15 protein-coding genes are annotated in these 17,840 nt (G+C 63.8%); 9 read left to right on the top strand and 6 right to left on the bottom strand.

Annotated features, from left to right (window positions below; genetic code table 11):
• Nucleotides 1-37 precede the first annotated feature (37 nt).
• Nucleotides 38-250: a hypothetical protein gene (locus NMG70_RS10050; protein ID WP_254024339.1), complete on the bottom strand. Its 213-nt coding sequence runs from the start codon at nt 248-250 to the stop codon at nt 38-40.
• 110 nt (nt 251-360) lie between these two features.
• On the opposite strand from NMG70_RS10050, the gene pdxR reads away from it, so the two are divergent.
• Both pdxR and NMG70_RS10040 read left to right on the top strand, forming a co-directional pair.
• On the top strand, nt 361-1,854 hold the full coding sequence (pdxR, locus tag NMG70_RS10045; RefSeq protein ID WP_254019169.1) for a MocR-like pyridoxine biosynthesis transcription factor PdxR: 1,494 nt from the start codon (nt 361-363) through the stop codon (nt 1,852-1,854).
• A 175-nt stretch (nt 1,855-2,029) separates the two neighbouring features.
• Nucleotides 2,030-3,619, top strand: a complete 1,590-nt coding sequence (locus tag NMG70_RS10040; protein ID WP_254024338.1) for a trimethylamine methyltransferase family protein — start codon at nt 2,030-2,032, stop codon at nt 3,617-3,619.
• Between the two features lie 184 nt (nt 3,620-3,803).
• Here NMG70_RS10040 and NMG70_RS10035 read toward each other — a convergent pair whose 3' ends face one another.
• The 3 genes from NMG70_RS10035 to NMG70_RS10025 all read right to left on the bottom strand — a co-directional run bounded on the left by NMG70_RS10035 (nt 3,804) and on the right by NMG70_RS10025 (nt 6,575).
• Nucleotides 3,804-4,202 carry a hypothetical protein gene (locus NMG70_RS10035; protein ID WP_254024337.1) on the bottom strand — a complete coding sequence of 133 codons (399 nt, stop codon included), beginning with the start codon at nt 4,200-4,202 and terminating at the stop codon, nt 3,804-3,806.
• 169 nt (nt 4,203-4,371) lie between these two features.
• The gene (gene chrA / locus NMG70_RS10030; protein ID WP_254024336.1) at nt 4,372-5,766 is read right to left on the bottom strand and encodes a chromate efflux transporter; all 1,395 of its coding nucleotides are present in this window, start codon (nt 5,764-5,766) and stop codon (nt 4,372-4,374) included.
• A complete protein-coding gene (locus NMG70_RS10025) occupies nt 5,763-6,575 on the bottom strand; it encodes a chromate resistance protein ChrB domain-containing protein (RefSeq protein WP_254024335.1) in 813 nt (270 codons plus the stop codon). Before NMG70_RS10025 ends, chrA begins: the two co-directional genes overlap by 4 nt.
• A 192-nt stretch (nt 6,576-6,767) precedes the next feature.
• On the opposite strand from NMG70_RS10025, the gene NMG70_RS10020 reads away from it, so the two are divergent.
• The gene (locus NMG70_RS10020; RefSeq protein ID WP_254024334.1) at nt 6,768-7,187 is read left to right on the top strand and encodes a GFA family protein; all 420 of its coding nucleotides are present in this window, start codon (nt 6,768-6,770) and stop codon (nt 7,185-7,187) included.
• Between the two features lie 185 nt (nt 7,188-7,372).
• Here the strand turns inward: NMG70_RS10020 and NMG70_RS10015 are convergent, their stop codons facing one another.
• Complete coding sequence (locus NMG70_RS10015; RefSeq protein WP_254024333.1) at nt 7,373-9,178, bottom strand: IlvD/Edd family dehydratase; 1,806 nt, start codon at nt 9,176-9,178, stop codon at nt 7,373-7,375.
• 157 nt (nt 9,179-9,335) lie between these two features.
• On the opposite strand from NMG70_RS10015, the gene NMG70_RS10010 reads away from it, so the two are divergent.
• Nucleotides 9,336-9,797 (top strand): SRPBCC family protein, encoded by a 462-nt coding sequence (locus tag NMG70_RS10010; protein ID WP_254024332.1) that lies wholly within the window; start codon nt 9,336-9,338, stop codon nt 9,795-9,797.
• Between the two features lie 134 nt (nt 9,798-9,931).
• Here the strand turns inward: NMG70_RS10010 and NMG70_RS10005 are convergent, their stop codons facing one another.
• Entirely contained in the window at nt 9,932-11,140 is a 1,209-nt protein-coding gene (locus NMG70_RS10005) for an Mrp/NBP35 family ATP-binding protein (protein WP_254024331.1), read from the bottom strand.
• Between the two features lie 238 nt (nt 11,141-11,378).
• On the opposite strand from NMG70_RS10005, the gene NMG70_RS10000 reads away from it, so the two are divergent.
• The 5 genes from NMG70_RS10000 (at nt 11,379) to fdhF (ending at nt 17,839) form a co-directional block, all read left to right on the top strand.
• Complete coding sequence (locus tag NMG70_RS10000) at nt 11,379-11,756, top strand: VOC family protein (protein WP_254024330.1); 378 nt, start codon at nt 11,379-11,381, stop codon at nt 11,754-11,756.
• Nucleotides 11,757-11,888: 132 nt separating this feature from the next.
• Nucleotides 11,889-12,788: a LysR family transcriptional regulator gene (locus NMG70_RS09995; RefSeq protein WP_254019179.1), complete on the top strand. Its 900-nt coding sequence runs from the start codon at nt 11,889-11,891 to the stop codon at nt 12,786-12,788.
• Nucleotides 12,789-12,919: 131 nt separating this feature from the next.
• Nucleotides 12,920-13,399, top strand: a complete 480-nt coding sequence (locus NMG70_RS09990) for a formate dehydrogenase subunit gamma (protein ID WP_254024329.1) — start codon at nt 12,920-12,922, stop codon at nt 13,397-13,399.
• Entirely contained in the window at nt 13,396-14,952 is a 1,557-nt protein-coding gene (locus tag NMG70_RS09985) for a formate dehydrogenase beta subunit (RefSeq protein ID WP_254024328.1), read from the top strand. The genes NMG70_RS09990 and NMG70_RS09985 overlap by 4 nt, the downstream gene beginning before the upstream one ends.
• 10 nt (nt 14,953-14,962) lie before the next feature.
• Entirely contained in the window at nt 14,963-17,839 is a 2,877-nt protein-coding gene (gene fdhF, locus NMG70_RS09980; RefSeq protein ID WP_254024327.1) for a formate dehydrogenase subunit alpha, read from the top strand.
• Nucleotide 17,840: the final 1 nt, after the last annotated feature.

Raw genomic sequence — 17,840 nt, 5'->3', positions numbered from 1 at the left:
TCGTCGCGGCGAACTATCTAGCCGAAATCGACTGGTTTCAATGCGCCGCGATGACGCGTTGCGTCACGCTGGGGACGACGCGTTGCGTCACGCTGGGGACGACGCGTTGCGTCACGCTGGGGACGACGCGTCGCGTCACGCTGGGGATGACGCGTTGCGTCGCGCTGGGGATGACGCGTTGCGTCACGCTGGGGATGACGCGTTGCGTCGCGCTGGGATGACGCGTTACGTTACGCTGGGGAAGGATCACTGGCGTAAATCCCAGCAATCAGAAAAATTGATTGGCGCAACAGCTTGTGCCACCGGTACATTCGACTGGTCCAGCTAGGTAAAAAAGCTGGCCATCCGAGGAACACTCCCATGCCACAGCGAAACGACACGGCCATATGGTCCGGCCTGTTCCGGATTTCGGCGGAGTCCGGCCAGACCCTGCAGGCGCAGATCCGTCAAGCGATCGTCGCCGCCATCCTCGACCGGCAAATTGCCGCTTCGATGCCGCTTCCGTCCTGCCGAATCCTGGCCGAGAAACTCGGCGTGGCGCGCGGCACCGTGGTGCTGGCCTTCCAGCAGCTCGTCGACCAGGGTTTCCTGGTGGCGCGCGAACGGCGCGGCCATTTCGTCAATCCGGACGTGCTGGCGACGCCGGCCAAACCGCACCAGAAGGCGCCAGACCAGGCCAATGAGATCGACTGGAAGGCGCGCCGGCAGATCGCGGCCAGCGACATGCCGCCGCCGGCCAAGCACGACAACTGGATCAAGTCGTCCTACCCCTTCGTCTATGGCCAGTTCGATCCGGCACTGTTCCCGACCGCCGAGTGGCGCGAGTGCAACCGCATGGCGCTCGCCGTGCTCGAGATCCGCAACTGGGCGTCCGACATGGTTGATCGCGACGATCCGCTTTTGATCGAGCAGATCCAGGCGCGGCTGTTGCCGCGGCGCGGCATCTTCGCCAATCCCGATGAGATCATCGTCACGCTCGGTGCGCAGAACGCGCTCTACATGCTGGCGACGCTGCTGATGACCAAGGGCTCCAAGGTGGCCATGGAAGACCCCGGCTATCCCGACGCACGCTCGATCTTCCGGCTGGCGGGCGCCGACGTCATACCGGTCCCGGTCGACCATTCCGGCATTGTAACCGCTTCTATTCCCAGCGATTCCGGCTTCGTCTTCGTGACGCCCAGCCACCATTGCCCGACCATGGTCCCGCTGTCGGCGGAGCGCCGGCAGGATTTGCTGGCGCGCGCCAACCGCCACAACCAGATCATCATCGAGGACGGCTATGACAGCCAGCTTCTGGACGAGGCGCCGCAGCAGGCGCTGAAGAGCCTCGACCGTTCCGGCCGCGTCATCTATGTCGGCTCGATGTCGAAGACGCTGGCTCCGGGCCTTAGGCTCGGCTACATCGTCGCCTCGGCCGGGCTGATCTCCGAGCTTCGCGCGCTGCGTCGCTTCATGCTGCGTCATCCGCCGGCCAACAATCAGCGCGCGGTCGCGCTGTTCCTGTCGCTTGGCCATCACGAGGCGCTGGTGCGGCGGCTGTCGAGCGCCTTCGACGAACGGCGCAAGCGTCTGATCCATGCGATTTCCGCCTTTCTGCCGGAGTGGCGCTCGACCGATTCCGCCGGCGGCGCGTCGCTCTGGCTCGAAGGGCCGCGCGGCACCGATTCGCGCGGGCTGGCCGAGGCCGCCGCCTCGCGCAGCGTCATCATCGAGCCTGGCGACCGTTTCTTCGATCGCACCGAAAAGCCGTCGCGCTTCATGCGGCTGGGCATCTCCTCGATCGCGCTGCAGCACATCGAGCCCGGCATCCGCGAACTGGCGACTGCAGCCGGGCGCAGGCCGGCCGCGGCTTGAGGCCTCGGCCTGCGCAGGCCGCCGTTTTTTAGCGCCCTGGCATATGCGGCGGGACCGCCTGGCCCATAGGCTGTCCTAATGCCGGCGGCATAGTTCGAGGGATAAGGGGACGAACCGGGCCGGTGGTGGACCAACCACCGCCGCCCGCTTCGCAGCTAAAGGTGGAGTGCCTCCGATGTCAGTGGCTGTCGAGAAGCCGGATACGCCCTCGGACCAACGTTCGCGGCGTTCCGGCGGGCGCGAAGCGCGTCGCGCCATGCGGGCAGCGCCGCTTGCCGACGATATCAAGCCGGTGCGCGCCGGCCTCGAAGGCGGAAGCTACGGGCCGCTCAGCGACAACGACCGCGAGCGCATTCACGAAGCGGTGCTGACGCTGCTTGAAACGGTCGGCTTCGCCAATGCCATCCCCTCCTGCATCGAAGCGCTGACCAAGGCCGGCGCCACGCTCAGCGCGGACGGCCGCATTCGTTTTCCCCGCGCGCTCGTCCTCGACACCATCAAGAAGGCGGCACGCCATTTCACCCTGCATGGCCAGGATCCCAGGCACGACATGCTGATCCAGGGCAAGCGCGTGCATTACGGCACGGCTGGCGCAGCGGTGCATCTGGTCGACGTCGAGAAGCGCTGTTATCGCGAATCGCTGCTGCAGGACATCTATGACGCCGCCCGCATCGTCGAAGGGCTCGACAACATCCATTTCTTCCAGCGGCCAATGGTGCCGCGCGACATTCCCGATCCGCTCGATATGGATTTCAACACGCTTTACGCCTGCGTGATGGGCACGTCGAAGCATGTCGGCACATCCTTCACGGTGCGCGAGAACGTCAAGCCGGCACTCGACATGCTCTATGCGATTGCCGGCGGCGAAGAGAATTTTCGCGCGCGGCCTTTCGTCTCCAATTCGAACTGTTTTGTCGTGCCGCCGATGAAGTTTGCCGAGGATGCCTGCGGCGTGCTCGAGGCCTGCGTCGAAGGCGGCATTCCGATCCTGCTGCTGTCGGCCGGCCAGGCCGGCGCCACGGCGCCGGCGGCGATCGCCGGTGCGGTGGTGCAAGCGGTGGCCGAAGTGCTCGTCGGCCTCGTCTATGTCAATGCCATCAAACCCGGACATCCGGCGATCTTCGGCACCTGGCCGTTCGTCTCCGACCTCAGGACCGGCGCCATGTCCGGCGGCTCGGCCGAGCAAGCGGTGCTGACCGCGGCCTGCGCCCAGATGGCGCAATTCTACGACCTGCCCGGCGGTTCGGCCGCCGGCATGACGGATTCGAAGCTGCCCGACATTCAGTCCGGTTACGAAAAGGGCATCACTGACGTGATGGCCGGCCTTGCCGGCCTCAACCTTGTCTATGAATCGGCCGGCATGCACGCCTCGCTGCTCGGCTTTTGCCTGGAAAGCCTGATCATCGACAACGACATGCTCGGCCATTGCCTGCGCTGCGTGCGCGGCATCGAGGTGACCGATGAGTCGCTGTCGATAGACACCATCGCCGACGTCTGCCTGAAGGGGCCGGGTCATTATCTCGGCAACGAGCAGACGCTGCGGCTGATGCAGACGGAATATTTCTATCCGGCGGTCGGCGACCGCTTTTCGCCGAAGGAATGGAACGAGAAAGGCAGGCCCGACATCCTGCAGCGGGCGATCATCGAGAAGAAACGCATCCTCGCCGAGCGCTTCCCGCGCCACGTTCCGAAGCCGGTCGACGACAAGCTGCGCGCCAGCTTCGGCAATCTGATCCATCTGCCGCGCAGCGGCATGGGCGGCTGAAGACGGTTCTCTCGTCAAAACTGAAACGGTCAGAGCCTAATCCATCCCGACAAAATCGGGATGGGGCTCTAGCTTTCTGTTTGACCATGATCTTTTCCGAAAACCGGGTTCCACTTTTCGGGATCATGGTCTGTTTGACCATGATCTTTTCTGAAAACCGGGTTCCACTTTTCAGGATCATGGCCTACTCGGCGTTCAACCCGTGGCGCTCGACGACCTCGCCACTGATCAGCTTGGCATGCAGCGTCATCAGTATGATTTGCGCATCGAAGCTGTCGCCGGCCTCAAGTGCCGCCTCAAGCCGGCGCTCCGCATCCAGCCTAAGTTGAAGGCCGTTGGATTGCTCGAATGCTTCAGGCCCGGCAATACAGTAGCCAAGCAGCTGGGCCACCGGCGGGTAGGCCTGTGCCGGCGGCTCGTCGGGCCAGTGGTCCTTCATCAGATTGACGATGGTGAGCTTTGCTCCTTCCGGCATAAGGGCGGGATGAAGGTCGACGTCGCGTAACGCGGCGTCGAGTTGCCTGAGGTCGCCTGAGCGGCCGAACATTTCAAGGAAGCCTAGAGAGGAGCGCCGTCTCGCCATGATGTTCCCTATCCGAATGCCCGAAACCGCAGCTAAGCCCACCGCAGGCAGCCGCTAAAGCGCGTCGCGTTTGACCGGCCGCATGCGACGCGCTTTAGGTTGTTGTCGTTATCGCAAACCACTGCACACCCTCGGGTCAGGCGCGAGGCATGCTTTTGCGCGACATGCATTAACCACTCGCTGCCAGCAACAAAACACCGGCGAGGGCCGATCCCGCAAGCGTCGGCAGCATGCCGATCTTCAGCTTCAGAATGGCGATCATGGCAGCACACGACAGCAGCGCCGCGCGCCAGTCGATCGATGAGAGCACCGGCACGTCCGTTCCAAGCCCGATGGTGCGCACCTCGCCGAAAATGACGTGCAAGCCGAACCACAGAGCGAGATTCATGATGACGCCGACGACGGCAGCGGTGATCGCGCCCAGCGCCGCCGACAGGGCCTTGTTGCCGCGCAGGGATTCGATATACGGCGCGCCGAGGAATATCCAGAAGAAGCAAGGCGTGAACGTCGCCCACAGGGTGAGCATCGCGCCAAGCGATCCGGCAAGCAGCGGGCTCAACGATCCCGATTGGCGGAACGCGGCCAGAAAGCCGACGAACTGCAGGACCAGAATGAGCGGGCCGGGCGTCGTTTCGGCAAGCCCGAGGCCATCGACCATTTCACCGGGTGCGAGCCAGCCGAAGGACTCGACCGCTGCCTGCGCGACATAGGCAAGCACCGCGTAGGCGCCGCCGAAGGTGACGACCGCCATGACGCTGAAGAAGCCGCCGATCTGCGTCCACACACTAGCAGACCCGGTAAAAGCCCAGATCAGCAGCACCGGCCCGAGCCAGATCGGCAGCCAGATCGCGACGGTGCGCGGCGCATGCCATCGCGTCGGCTGGGTGTGGGCCAGTTCGCCGCGCTCGAACATCAGGTCGACCGCGCCCTTGATGTCGGGAACCGCGTCCTTGCCGTGCGCCGCGCCGGAAAAAAGCGCTGGCGCAACACGATTTCCAATCCAGCCCGTCAGGCCGGCAAGCAGGACGATGACCGGAAACGGCATGTTCAATGCATAGATGGCGATGAAGGCGGCGAGCGCGATCGAAACCATGACCCGGTTCTTCAGGGCACGTCGTCCGATCCGGATCATCGCCTCGATCACGATGGCGAGCACGGCCGCTTTGACCCCGAAAAACAGTGCCTCGACGAGGGGAGCGTCGCCATATAGCGCATAGAGGATACTCAAGGTGAGCATCACAAGCGCGCCCGGCGCGACGAACAGGATGCCGGCGACCAGGCCGCCGATCGTCCGGTGCAGCAGCCAGCCAATATAGATGGCGAGTTGCTGGGCTTCAGGGCCGGGCAGCAGCATGCAGTAGTTCAACGCATGCAGGAAACGTTGCTCGCCGATCCAACGCCTCTCCTCGACCAGTTCCCTGTGCATGAGCGCGATCTGGCCGGCCGGCCCGCCGAAGCTGAGCAGGCCGATTTTCGCCCAGAGTTTTACGCCTTCGCGGAAGGTAGGCGCTGCCGGCACCTCGGCGATCTCGATCGTTTTGGCAGAAGTCCCCGTTTCGCTCATGACGGCTTGCCTGGCCAGTTATGCGTCTCCTCGGTGGCATCGCGGCACCATCGGAAAAACGCATCGTAGAGCAGCATTCCTGCCTCCAGCTGTTCCAGATCGTCGCGAAACATCCGCGACAGGCCAAGCGAGGCGGCCAGGAAGCCGGCAGCCTGTGGAACCCGATCGAGGCTTGCGGTGTCGGCTGCGCGCACGATCACGGCGAGGCGGTCGAGCGCCTCTGATTCGAGCCCGAACTCTTCGATCATCGTGTCGAAGGTGCAGCACTCGCCCCGATGAGTCCAGAACACATTATCGATGTCGAAAGGCACGGCCTGAAAGCGATCCGCAACCGCCGACACTTCGGCCGCCTCGACAAAGAGGAAGACCGCGCTCGAATCGATGAAGCGCCGGATCAGCCAGGGGCAGGCGATGCGATCGACCTTCGGGCGGCTCCGCGTCACCCACACAGTGCGGCCTTTTTCATCGCGGGGCGGTATCTTGCCGGCATGGATCAAAGGCCCCTTGGCATCGCGCCAGGCTTCAAACCCGCCTTCGAGGGATTCGGCACTGACGCCCTCATGCCGCAGCCATGCGGCCACGCCTTGTGAGAGCTTTTGCCCTTTTTGGCAGACGACCGTCACTCGGCTGCCGGCGAATTCGGATGCCCAGGTCGAGACGGTTTTGAAGTCACGCCGGTTTGAGGCCGGCAACAGGCGCGGATCGGCGCTGTAGTCCTCCTCGATGCGAACATCGACGATCGCGGGCGCACCCGGCAGACCAATCAGACGGGACAGTTGGGGAACGGTGATAGCGGTTGTCGACGGCATGGCGTCCACCCTCCTTGAGAGAGAAGCTTGGACGCGAACGTTGGGCTGACGCCTCACGGGGTCGTCGCGATGCACCCCTTGCCATGATCGTGGATTTGTCGCGCCCGCTTGTCAAGCGTCATGCCTGGAGCAAGGATGTTCTGGCTCCGGCTGCCGGTTTGGCGGAGCCAGGACATTTCTGGGAGGAAAACCATGAAAAAGACCTATCACGGCAGCTGCCATTGCGGTGCGGTGCGTTTCGAAGCCGAAATCGACCTCACTGAGGGCATCCGCAAATGCAATTGCAGCTTCTGCTGGAAACTCGGCTACCGGAAGTCCTTCGCCGCCTATGAGGCCGTGCGGGTGACGGACGGCCGCGACCGGATGCGGGAGTACAAGGCGACGCCGTCGAACTGGCCGGAAGGCGACATCAACCACTATATGTGCCCGAACTGCGGCGCGAATTTTCTGTCGCGCGGCTATCTCGACTTCATGGGCGGGAATTTCTGGGCGGTGAACGTCGCCTGCCTCGACGACGTCACCGAAGAGGAACTCGCGGCAGCCCCAATCGTCTACGAGGACGGCAAGCGCGACAGGCAGGACCAAGCGCCTGAGATCACCGGCCATCTATAAGCGCTGCTCGGACGAGGCTCTTTCCTTCTCCCCTTGTTGTGGGAGAAGGTGGATTGGCGCGCAGCGCCAAGACGGTTGAGGGGTGTTGGACGGCGTGCGATTGGCGCCAAGCTAGAACACTCCTCATCCGACCGAGCTTCGCTCGGCCACCTTCTCCCACAAGGGGAGAAGGTAAGATCCAGCGTTCAGTGATTGTCCCGCGGCACGCCGCTGGTGTGCGCCACATCCTGGTATTTCACCGCCGGCTTCAGCACCATTCCTTCGGAAAACTGGTCGACCATGCCGCGCTGGATCTCCTGCCATGGCGTCTGATGCTTGGGGTAGTGATAGCCGCCACTGTTCTGCAGCTCGGCGCGTCGGCGCGTGATCTCGTCGTCGGTGACGAGAATGTCGGCGGTGCCCTTGCGCAGGTCGATGCGGACGCGGTCGCCGGTCTTCAACAGCGCCAGCCCGCCGCCTATGGCGGCTTCGGGCGAGGCGTTGAGGATCGACGGCGAGCCCGACGTGCCCGACTGGCGGCCGTCGCCGATGCAGGCCAGCGCATGGATGCCCTTCTTGATGAGATGGGCCGGCGGCTGCATGTTGACGACTTCGGCGCCGCCGGGATAACCGATCGGGCCGGCGCCGCGCATGAACAGGATGGTGTGCTCGTCGATGCCTTGCGCCGGATCGTCGATGCGGGCGTGGTAGTCTTCGGGCCCGTCGAAGACCATGGCATTGCCTTCGAAGGCCTCGGGGTCGTCCGGGTTCGACAGATAGCGTTCGCGGAATTCGGGCGAGATGCCGCTGGTCTTCATGATCGCCGAATCGAACAGATTACCCCTGAGATTGATGAAACCGGCATTGGCCTTCAGCGGCTCGGCGACGGTGCGGATAACATCGAGATTCTCGTTGACGACCCCACTGCAATTGGCGCCGATCGTCTTGCCGTTGACCGTCATGGCGTCGGGATGGGGCAGCAGCCCGGCCTTCATCAGTTCGGCGACCACCGCCGGCACACCGCCGGCATGGTGATAATCCTCGCCGAGATATTCGCCAGACGGCTGCAGGTTGACGATGAGCGGCACTTTCAGGCCGACCGTCTGCCAGTTGTCATTGTCGAGCGGCACGCCGAGATGACGGGCGATGGCGTTGAGGTGGATCGGCGCGTTGGTCGAGCCGCCGATGGCCGAGTTGACGACGATGGCGTTCTCGAAGGCCTGACGAGTCATGATGTCGGAGGGCCTCAGATCCTCATGCACCATGTCGACGATGCGTTTTCCCGTCTCATAGGCGATCTGGCCGCGCTCGCGGTAGGGTGCCGGAATGGCGGCCGAGCCCGGCAGCTGCATGCCGAGCGCCTCGGCCAGCGAGTTCATGGTGGTTGCGGTGCCCATGGTATTGCAATAGCCGGTGGACGGCGCCGAGGAGGCGACGATGTCCATGAACTCGTCATAGCCGATCTCGCCGGCCGACAGGCGCTGGCGCGATTCCCAGACGATGGTGCCGGAGCCGGTGCGCTTGCCCTTGTGCCAGCCATTGAGCATCGGGCCGACCGACAGCGCGATAGCCGGGATGTTGACGGTGGCCGCTGCCATCAGCAGGGCCGGCGTCGTCTTGTCGCAGCCGATGGTGAGCACGACGCCGTCGAGCGGATAGCCGTAGAGCACCTCGACCAGGCCGAGATAGGCAAGGTTGCGGTCGAGTGCCGCGGTCGGGCGTTTGCCCGTCTCCTGGATCGGGTGGCACGGGAACTCGAAAGGGATGCCGCCCATCGACACGATGCCCTCGCGCACGCGCTTGGCCAACTCGATATGATGGCGGTTGCAGGGCGACAGATCCGAGCCGGTCTGGGCGATGCCGATCAGCGGCTTGCCCGACATCAGTTCGGCGCGCGTCAGCCCGTAATTCAAGTAGCGCTCGAGGTAAAGCGCCGTCATCCCCGGATTGTCGGGATTGTCGAACCACTCCTGCGAGCGAAATTTCTTTTTTTGTGTGGGGGCGCCGGCCATCATGGTCTCCGTATTTGTATGACAAATCGATATGACAACGCGCGAGAGCAGGCAAGAGGCACGCGCCATCCGATTCCGGACTTTGGTGCGATAGACATGCGTCTACCCCCACGCTAGACCGCATCGGGGCTTGTCAATTCGTATCCGGGAGATTTTGATGGCTTTGGTGATCGAAGGCGAGGAACGCATCGCCGCACCCCTGCAGAAGGTGTGGGAAGCGCTGAACGACCCGGACGTTCTGAGACAGACCATTCCGGGCTGCCAAAACCTCGAAAAGAAGTCGGACACCGAGATGGCGGCGACCGTGGTGGTCAAGATCGGCCCGATCAAGGCGACGTTCAACGGCGAGGTGACGCTGACGAACCTCAACCCGCCGCATTCCTACACCATCCAGGGCGAGGGCAAGGGCGGCATCGCCGGCTTCGCCAAAGGCGGCGCCGATGTGACGCTGACGGCCGACGGCCCGGAGGCGACGATCCTCAGATACGCGGCCAAGGCCGATGTCGGCGGCAAGATCGCCCAGCTCGGCAGCCGGCTGATCGAATCGACATCGAAGAAACTGGCCGGACAGTTTTTTTCGAGTTTTGGCGAGAAGGTCGGCGCAGCCCCTCCCCCTTGAGGGGAGGGTGGCCCGTAGGGCCGGGTGGGGTCGGTGGCGACTCGCTCCGGCATTTCTTTCGCAAGAGGTCGAGGCAGCTGAGGCGACCCCTCCCGCCGCGCTTCGCGCGGCACCCTCCCCTCAAGGGGGAGGGGTTACTCGAACACGATGTTCGGCACGGCGGCTTCGGCCGCGCCACGTTCTTCGTTGACCCTGCCCCAGACGTTCGCCGCGATGTCGCGGTAGATCTTCGCCTCGGCGCTATCGGGCTTCGAGACCACCACCGGCGTGCCGGCGTCCGAGCTTTCGCGGATGCCCATTTCGAGCGGCACTTCGCCGAGGAAGCTGACTTCGAGACGCTTGGCCTCGCGGCGCGCGCCGCCATGACCGAAGATGTCGTAGCGCTTGCCGGTGTCGGGAGCGAGGAAATAGCTCATATTCTCGACGATGCCCAACACCGGCACGTCGACCTTCCTGAACATGTTGAGGCCTTTTCGCGCATCGATCAGGGCCAGATCCTGCGGCGTCGAGACGATGACGGCGCCGGCCAGCGGCACCTGCTGGGCCATGGTCAGCTGCGCGTCGCCGGTGCCGGGAGGCATGTCGACGACGAGCACGTCGAGCGGACCCCACTCAACCTCGCGCAGCATTTGCGTCAATGCCGACATCACCATCGGTCCGCGCCAGATCATCGGCGTCTCCTCATCGACGAGGAAGCCCATCGACATGACCTTCAGGCCGTAGTTCTCCATCGGCTTCAGGACCTTGCCGTCGACGGTCTGCGGCCGGCCATGGATGTTGAGCAGCCGCGGCATGGACGGGCCGTAGATGTCGGCGTCGAGCACGCCGACCCTCAGGCCGTTGGCGGCGAGGCCAAGCGCGATATTGACGGCAGTGGTCGACTTGCCGACGCCGCCCTTGCCGGAAGCGACAGCGATGATCGCCTCGATGCCGGGCACGCCGCGCTTGCCCTGACTGTGCGAGGTTGGAGCATGCGAGGCTGGAGCGTGAGGGGCCGGACGTGGCGCGGCAGCGGGTGCGGCCGGCGGTACGGGCCTGGGGGCAGGCCTTTGCGGAACCGGAGCTTCCATGCCGCCACCCTTCTTTTCCGCCGTCAGCGCGACCACGGCGCCGGCGACACCCGGGATCGCCTTGACGACACGCTCGGCGGCGGCACGCAGCGGCTCCATCTCCTGGGCCCGGGCAGCCGGCACCGTGATCGAAAAGAACACCTTGGCATCGGCAATGAAAATCTCGGAGACCATGCCGAGGTCGACGATGTTGCCGGTGAAGTCCGGTCCGTTGACCGTCTTCAGGCGCTCGATGACGATTTCCTTGGTGACGTTTTCCTGGACGGCGGGCATCAGCTTTTCCTCTGCTTTTGCGCTTCAGATAATGCACTTCCCGAACAGAACCAAGCGGCGGCGCCACACGCATCGTGGCATGGCATCAAAACTCGCGTCTGCCCGTAGGATTTGCGGGGGTCGAAACGTCCTTGGCAAGAGGGCACGCCGATAGCACAAGCTGCGGTCGCCGGAAGACGAAGCAGCCCTATCTTTGCAGGCTTCGGACGTGCTCGCCAGCAAGGAAAGGAGACCAATCATGCTCGCAAACAGCAACGCAACGGCCAATCTCGCAGTGAAGGACCTGGCCAGGGCCAAGGCCTTCTATGAAGACGTTCTGGGGCTGACGGAGGTTCACAACGAGGGTGGCGAACTGATCGTCTACAAATGCGGCGACACCAGCATCAATGTGTATCGCTCGAACTTCGCCGGAACCAACAAGGCGACGGCGGTGACCTGGATGGTCGGCGACGAGATCGAAAAGATTGTCAGCGCGCTAAGGTCGAAAGGTGTTGTTTTCGAACATTACGACATGCCTCACACGACGATCGAGGGCGACATCCACGTCGGTCACGGCATGAAGGTCGCCTGGTTCAAGGATCCCGACGGCAACATCCTGAACCTTGTGGACAGGTAGGGACCTTGTCGACAGGTAGAACCTTGTCGACAGGCAGACTGGGGCGACGGCAACTTCGGTCGTACGACGATTTCGCCAGGCAACAACAGCGTGCGTCTGGCGCAGCCTCACCTGGCCTTGTAGCGTCTACCCATGATCGACAAGCTGGAATTCTTCATCGCGCTGGCCAGGGAAGAGCATTTCGGCCGGGCGGCGGAGGTGTGCGGCGTCACCCAGCCGACGCTTTCGGCCGGGATCAAGCAGCTGGAGGGCCAGCTCGGCGTGATGCTGGTGCTGCGCGGCTCGCGCTTCCAGGGGCTGACGCCGGAGGGCGAACAGGTGCTGGTGTGGGCGCGCCGCATCGTCGGCGACACGCGCACCATGCGCGAGGAGATGCGGGCGGCGCGTCACGGCCTTTCGGGGCGCATCCGCATCGCCGCCATCCCGACGGCGCTGGCCATGGTGGCGCGGCTGACGACACCCTTTCGGGCAAAACATCCCGGCGTCACCTTCTCGGTGCTGTCGCGCACCTCGATCGAGGTGCTGTCGCTGCTCGGCAATTTCGATATCGACGCCGGCATCACCTATCTCGACAACGAGCCGCTGGGGCGGGTGACCAGCGTGCCGCTCTATGACGAGCGCTATCAGCTGATCACCGCGATCGGAAACCCCTATTCCGACCGCGACAAAGTGACATGGGCGGAGCTCAGCCAGCTGCCGCTCTGCCTGTTGACGCCCGACATGCAGAACCGTCGCATCATCGACCAGCATTTGGCCGAAGCCGGCACGCAGGTGCGGCCGACACTCGAATCCAATTCGATGATCGTGTTGTTCTCGCATATCCGTACCGGCAAATGGTCGTCGATCATGCCGCTCAACCTCTCGGAAACATTCGGCTTTTCCGAACCGATCCGAGCCATTCCGATCGTCGAGCCTGACGCCAGCCACACCGTCGGGCTAGTGGCGACGCTGCGCGAGCCGCACACGCCGCTGGTCTCGGCGCTGCTGGACGAGGCGATGGCGCTGGCAGACGATTTCCGCGCCCGCCACTGAGCTAGAGATTGCAGGCTGGACGGCAGCGATAGAAGATTTCTATCGAGCAACGGATCAGCTTTATTGATTCAGCGGGTTTCCTCCGATTTACTAAGCACTTAGCGGATTACTACGACCAGGGAGGGCGCTGCGTGATCATGCAGCCTGCAAGTACCGAGATCGCGTCGCGCACGGCGGCGATCGTCCAGGAGCTGAAGGGCCTCGAAGGCCCGCTGCTGCCGATCCTCCACGGCATCCAGGAAGAGTTCGGCCATGTGCCGCAGGACGCGCTGCCTGTCATCGCCGAGGCGCTGAACATCTCCAAGGCGGAGGTGCACGGCGTCGTCACCTTCTACCACGATTACCGCAGCCACCCGGCCGGCCGGCATGTGCTGAAGCTCTGCCAGGCCGAAGCCTGTCAGTCGATGGGCTCGGACGCGGTTGCCGCCAAGCTCAAGCAATTGCTGGGCATCGGCTTCCATGAGACGGCCCGCGACGGTTCAGTGACGCTGGAGCCGGTCTATTGCCTCGGCCTTTGCGCCTGCGCGCCATCGGCGATGCTGGACGGCGAGGTGATCGGCCGGCTCGATGACGAAAAGCTCGACGAGATCGTTGCCGAGGTGCGCTCATGATCGCGCGCATCTACGTTCCCGGCGATTCCGGCGCGCTGGCGCTCGGTGCGGAAAAGGTCGCCATCGCGATTGAAAAGGAATTGGCCGATCGCGGCATCGAGGCCAAGATCGTGCGCAACGGCTCGCGCGGCGCCTACTTTCTCGAGCCGATGGTCGAGGTGGCGACAGAAAAGGGCCGCGTCGCCTATGGGCCGGTGCAGCCGTCCGAGGTCAAAAGCCTGTTCGACAGCGGCTTCCTCACCGGCGGTCATCACAAGCGCTGGCTGGGCGCGCCCGACAAGATCCCGTTCCTGGCCAGGCAGACGCGACTTACCTTTGCGCGCTGCGGCGTCATTAATCCGCTGTCGCTCGATCACTACAAGGCGCATGGCGGGCTGAAGGGGCTGCAGAACGCCGTGGCTATAGCGCCGGCCGAAATCGTCAAACAGGTGACGGAATCAGGCCTGCGCGGTCGCGGTGGCGCCGGCTTCCCGACCGGCATCAAGTGGAAGACGGTGCTCGATACGACCGCCGACAAAAAGTACATCGTCTGCAATGCCGACGAGGGCGACAGCGCCACCTTCGCCGACCGCATGATCATGGAGGGCGACCCCTTCGTGCTGATCGAAGGCATGGCGATCGCCGGTGTCGCCACCGGCGCAACCAAGGGCTTTGTCTATATCCGCTCGGAATATCCGCATGCGGTGGCGATGATGCAAAAGGCGGTCGAGGCCGCCCGCAAGGCCGGCCTGCTCGGCCTCAACGTGCTGGGCTCGCCCAACGCCTTCGACATGGAAATCCGCGTTGGCGCCGGCGCCTATGTCTGCGGCGAGGAAACCTCGCTGCTCAACAGCCTCGAAGGCAAGCGCGGCGTGGTTCGCGCCAAGCCGCCACTGCCGGCGATCCAGGGCCTGTTCGGCAAGCCGACGGTGATCAACAACGTCATCTCGCTGGCCTCGGTGCCCGTGATCATGGACAAGGGTGCTGCCTTCTACAAGGATTTCGGCATGGGCCGCTCGCGCGGCACCATTCCGATCCAGATCGCCGGCAACGTCAGATATGGCGGCCTGTTCGAGGCGGCGTTCGGCATGACGCTTGGCGAGATAGTCGACGACATCGGCGGTGGCACGGCGACTGGACGGCCGGTCAAGGCGGTGCAGGTCGGCGGGCCGCTCGGCGCCTATTTTCCACGCAGCCTGTTCGATACGCCGTTCGATTACGAAGCCTTTGCCGCCAAGGACGGGCTGATCGGCCATGCCGGCATCACCGTGTTCGACGATAGCGCCGACATGCTGAAGCAGGCGCGTTTCGCCATGGAGTTCTGCGCCATCGAAAGCTGCGGCAAGTGCACGCCCTGCCGGATCGGCTCGACGCGCGGCGTCGAGACGATCGACAAGATCGCCAGGGGTATCGAGCCGGAAAAGCAGATCGAGCTGGTGACAGACCTCTGCAACACGATGAAGTTCGGTTCGCTCTGCGCGCTGGGTGGCTTCACGCCTTATCCGGTGATGAGCGCAATCAACCACTTCCGCGATGATTTCAAGCCGGCGCCAGTCGCCGAAGCAGCAGAATAGGAGTCTCGCCATGGGTCTCATTCAGGAAATCGACTACGGAACACCGGCCTCGACATCCGAGAAGCAGGTGACGCTGACCGTCGACGGCTTCACCGTCACCGTGCCGGAAGGCACCTCGATCATGCGCGCCTCGATGGAGGCGGGCATTGCCATTCCAAAACTCTGCGCCACCGACATGGTCGACGCTTTCGGCTCCTGCCGGCTCTGCCTGGTCGAGATCGACGGCCGCAACGGCACGCCCTCCTCGTGCACGACGCCGGTGGCGCCGGGCATGGTCGTGCACACCCAGACCGGTCGGCTGAAGGACATCCGCCGCGGCGTGATGGAGCTCTACATTTCCGACCATCCGCTCGACTGCCTGACTTGTGCTGCCAATGGCGACTGCGAATTGCAGACGCAGGCCGGCGTCGTCGGCCTGCGCGACGTACGCTACGGTTACGAGGGCGACAACCACGTCTTCAAGAAGAACGACGGCGCAGAAAACTTCAAATGGATGGCGAAGGACGAGTCCAACCCGTACTTCACCTATGATCCATCGAAATGCATCGTCTGCTCGCGCTGCGTGCGCGCCTGCGAGGAGGTGCAAGGCACCTTCGCGCTGACCATCGAGGGCCGCGGCTTCGAAAGCCGCGTGTCGCCCGGCATGCACCAGCTTTTCATCGACAGCGAGTGCGTGTCATGCGGCGCCTGCGTGCAGGCCTGCCCGACGGCGACGCTTTCCGAGAAATCGGTAATCAAGATCGGTCAGCCGGAGCATTCGGTCGTCACCACCTGCGCCTATTGCGGCGTCGGCTGCTCGTTCAAGGCCGAAATGCGCGGCGACGAACTGGTGCGCATGGTGCCCTACAAGGACGGCAAGGCCAACCGTGGCCATAGCTGCGTCAAGGGACGCTTTGCCTACGGCTATTCAACCCACAAGGAGCGCATCCTCAATCCGATGATCCGCGAAAAGGTCACCGATCCATGGCGCGAAGTGTCGTGGGAAGAAGCGCTGACCCACACCGCCAGCGAGTTCCGCCGCATCCAGTACCAGTATGGCCGCACCTCGATCGGCGGCATCACCTCGTCGCGCTGCACGAACGAGGAAACCTATCTGGTGCAGAAGCTGATCCGCCAGGGTTTCCGCAACAACAATGTCGATACCTGCGCCCGCGTCTGCCATTCGCCGACCGGCTATGGCCTTGGCCAGACATTCGGCACCTCGGCCGGCACCCAGGATTTCGATTCGATCGAGCAGACCGACGTGGTGATGATCATCGGCGCCAATCCGACCGACGCACATCCGGTGTTTGCGTCGCGCATGAAGAAGCGGTTGCGCAAGGGCGCCAAGCTGATCGTGCTCGACCCGCGCCGCACCGACATCGTGCGCTCGGCCCATATCGAGGCACAGCATCATCTGCCGCTGAAGCCCGGCACCAATGTCGCCGTGGTCACCGCGCTTGCCCATGTCATCGTCACCGAAGGTCTGTTCGACGAAGCCTTCATCCGCGAGCGCTGCGACTGGGACGAGTTCCAGGACTGGGCATCGTTCGTGGCGCTGCCGGAAAACAGCCCGGAAGTGGTCGGCCAGCTTGCCAATGTCGATCCCGAAGAGATCCGCGGCGCCGCACGGCTGTTTGCCACCGGCGGCAACGGCGCGATCTATTACGGCCTCGGCGTGACCGAGCACAGCCAGGGCTCGACCACCGTCATCGCCATCGCCAACCTCGCGATGGCGACCGGCAATATCGGCCGGCCTGGCGTCGGCGTGAATCCGCTGCGCGGCCAGAACAATGTCCAGGGCTCCTGCGACATGGGCTCGTTCCCGCACGAGCTGCCCGGCTATCGTCACGTCTCCGGCGATGCGGTGCGCGATATCTATGAGAGCCTTTGGGGCGTCAAGCTTGACGACGAGCCCGGCCTGCGCATCCCCAACATGCTGGACGCCGCCGTCGACGGCTCGTTCAAGGGCCTCTATGTGCAAGGCGAGGACATCCTGCAGTCCGACCCCGACACCAAGCATGTCGCCGCGGGCCTCGCCGCGATGGAATGTGTTGTCGTCCACGACCTCTTCCTCAACGAGACCGCCAACTACGCGCATGTCTTCCTGCCGGGCTCGACTTTCCTCGAGAAGGACGGCACTTTCACCAATGCCGAGCGCCGCATCAATCGCGTGCGCAAGGTGATGGCGCCGAAGAACGGGCTGGCCGACTGGGAAGTGACGCAGAAGCTCGCGCAGGCGATGGGGATTGCCTGGAATTATCAGCATCCGTCCGAGATCATGGATGAGATTGCCAAGACGACGCCGAGCTTCGCCAAGGTTTCCTTTGACTATCTGGACAAGATGGGCTCGGTGCAGTGGCCGTGCAACGAGCAGGCGCCGGAAGGCACACCGATCATGCATATCGGCGGCTTCGTGCGTGGCAAGGGCAAGTTCATCCGCACCGAATATGTCGCGACCGACGAGAGGACGGGACCGCGCTTCCCGCTGCTGCTGACCACCGGCCGCATCCTGTCGCAGTACAATGTCGGCGCGCAGACCAGGCGTACCGACAATGTCATGTGGCACAGCGAGGACCGGCTCGAGATCCACCCGCATGACGCCGAAAACCGCGGCCTGCGCGACGGCGACTGGGTCCGCCTGACCAGCCGCTCCGGCGAGACGACGCTGCGCGCGCTGATCACCGACAAAGTGTCGCCTGGCGTGGTCTACACGACGTTCCACCACCCCGACACGCAGGCCAACGTCATCACCACCGACTTCTCCGACTGGGCGACCAACTGCCCGGAATATAAGGTGACGGCGGTGCAGGTCGGCGCTTCCAACGGGCCTTCGGAATGGCAGCTCGACTATGACGAGCAGGCCCGCAACAGCCGTCGCATCGCGACGCTGGAAGCAGCGGAGTAAT

It is taken from the genome of Mesorhizobium ventifaucium (genome assembly GCF_935822925.1).
Lineage (GTDB): Bacteria > Pseudomonadota > Alphaproteobacteria > Rhizobiales > Rhizobiaceae > Mesorhizobium > Mesorhizobium ventifaucium.
This window is presented reverse-complemented; position numbering and strand designations above follow the sequence as displayed.

Excerpts from the sequence above, each read along its gene's own strand:
- NMG70_RS09995 (WP_254019179.1), top strand. The coding sequence starts at position 11,889 with ATGATCGACAAGCTGGAATTCTTCATCGCGCTGGCCAGGGAAGAGCAT.
- NMG70_RS10000 (WP_254024330.1), top strand. The coding sequence starts at position 11,379 with ATGCTCGCAAACAGCAACGCAACGGCCAATCTCGCAGTGAAGGACCTG.
- chrA (WP_254024336.1), bottom strand. The coding sequence starts at position 5,766 with ATGAGCGAAACGGGGACTTCTGCCAAAACGATCGAGATCGCCGAGGTG.
- NMG70_RS10005 (WP_254024331.1), bottom strand. The coding sequence starts at position 11,140 with ATGCCCGCCGTCCAGGAAAACGTCACCAAGGAAATCGTCATCGAGCGC.
- NMG70_RS10035 (WP_254024337.1), bottom strand. The coding sequence starts at position 4,202 with ATGGCGAGACGGCGCTCCTCTCTAGGCTTCCTTGAAATGTTCGGCCGC.
- NMG70_RS10020 (WP_254024334.1), top strand. The coding sequence starts at position 6,768 with ATGAAAAAGACCTATCACGGCAGCTGCCATTGCGGTGCGGTGCGTTTC.
- NMG70_RS10015 (WP_254024333.1), bottom strand. The coding sequence starts at position 9,178 with ATGGCCGGCGCCCCCACACAAAAAAAGAAATTTCGCTCGCAGGAGTGG.
- NMG70_RS09985 (WP_254024328.1), top strand. The coding sequence starts at position 13,396 with ATGATCGCGCGCATCTACGTTCCCGGCGATTCCGGCGCGCTGGCGCTC.
- pdxR (WP_254019169.1), top strand. The coding sequence starts at position 361 with ATGCCACAGCGAAACGACACGGCCATATGGTCCGGCCTGTTCCGGATT.
- fdhF (WP_254024327.1), top strand. The coding sequence starts at position 14,963 with ATGGGTCTCATTCAGGAAATCGACTACGGAACACCGGCCTCGACATCC.
- NMG70_RS10040 (WP_254024338.1), top strand. The coding sequence starts at position 2,030 with ATGTCAGTGGCTGTCGAGAAGCCGGATACGCCCTCGGACCAACGTTCG.
- NMG70_RS10010 (WP_254024332.1), top strand. The coding sequence starts at position 9,336 with ATGGCTTTGGTGATCGAAGGCGAGGAACGCATCGCCGCACCCCTGCAG.
- NMG70_RS10025 (WP_254024335.1), bottom strand. The coding sequence starts at position 6,575 with ATGCCGTCGACAACCGCTATCACCGTTCCCCAACTGTCCCGTCTGATT.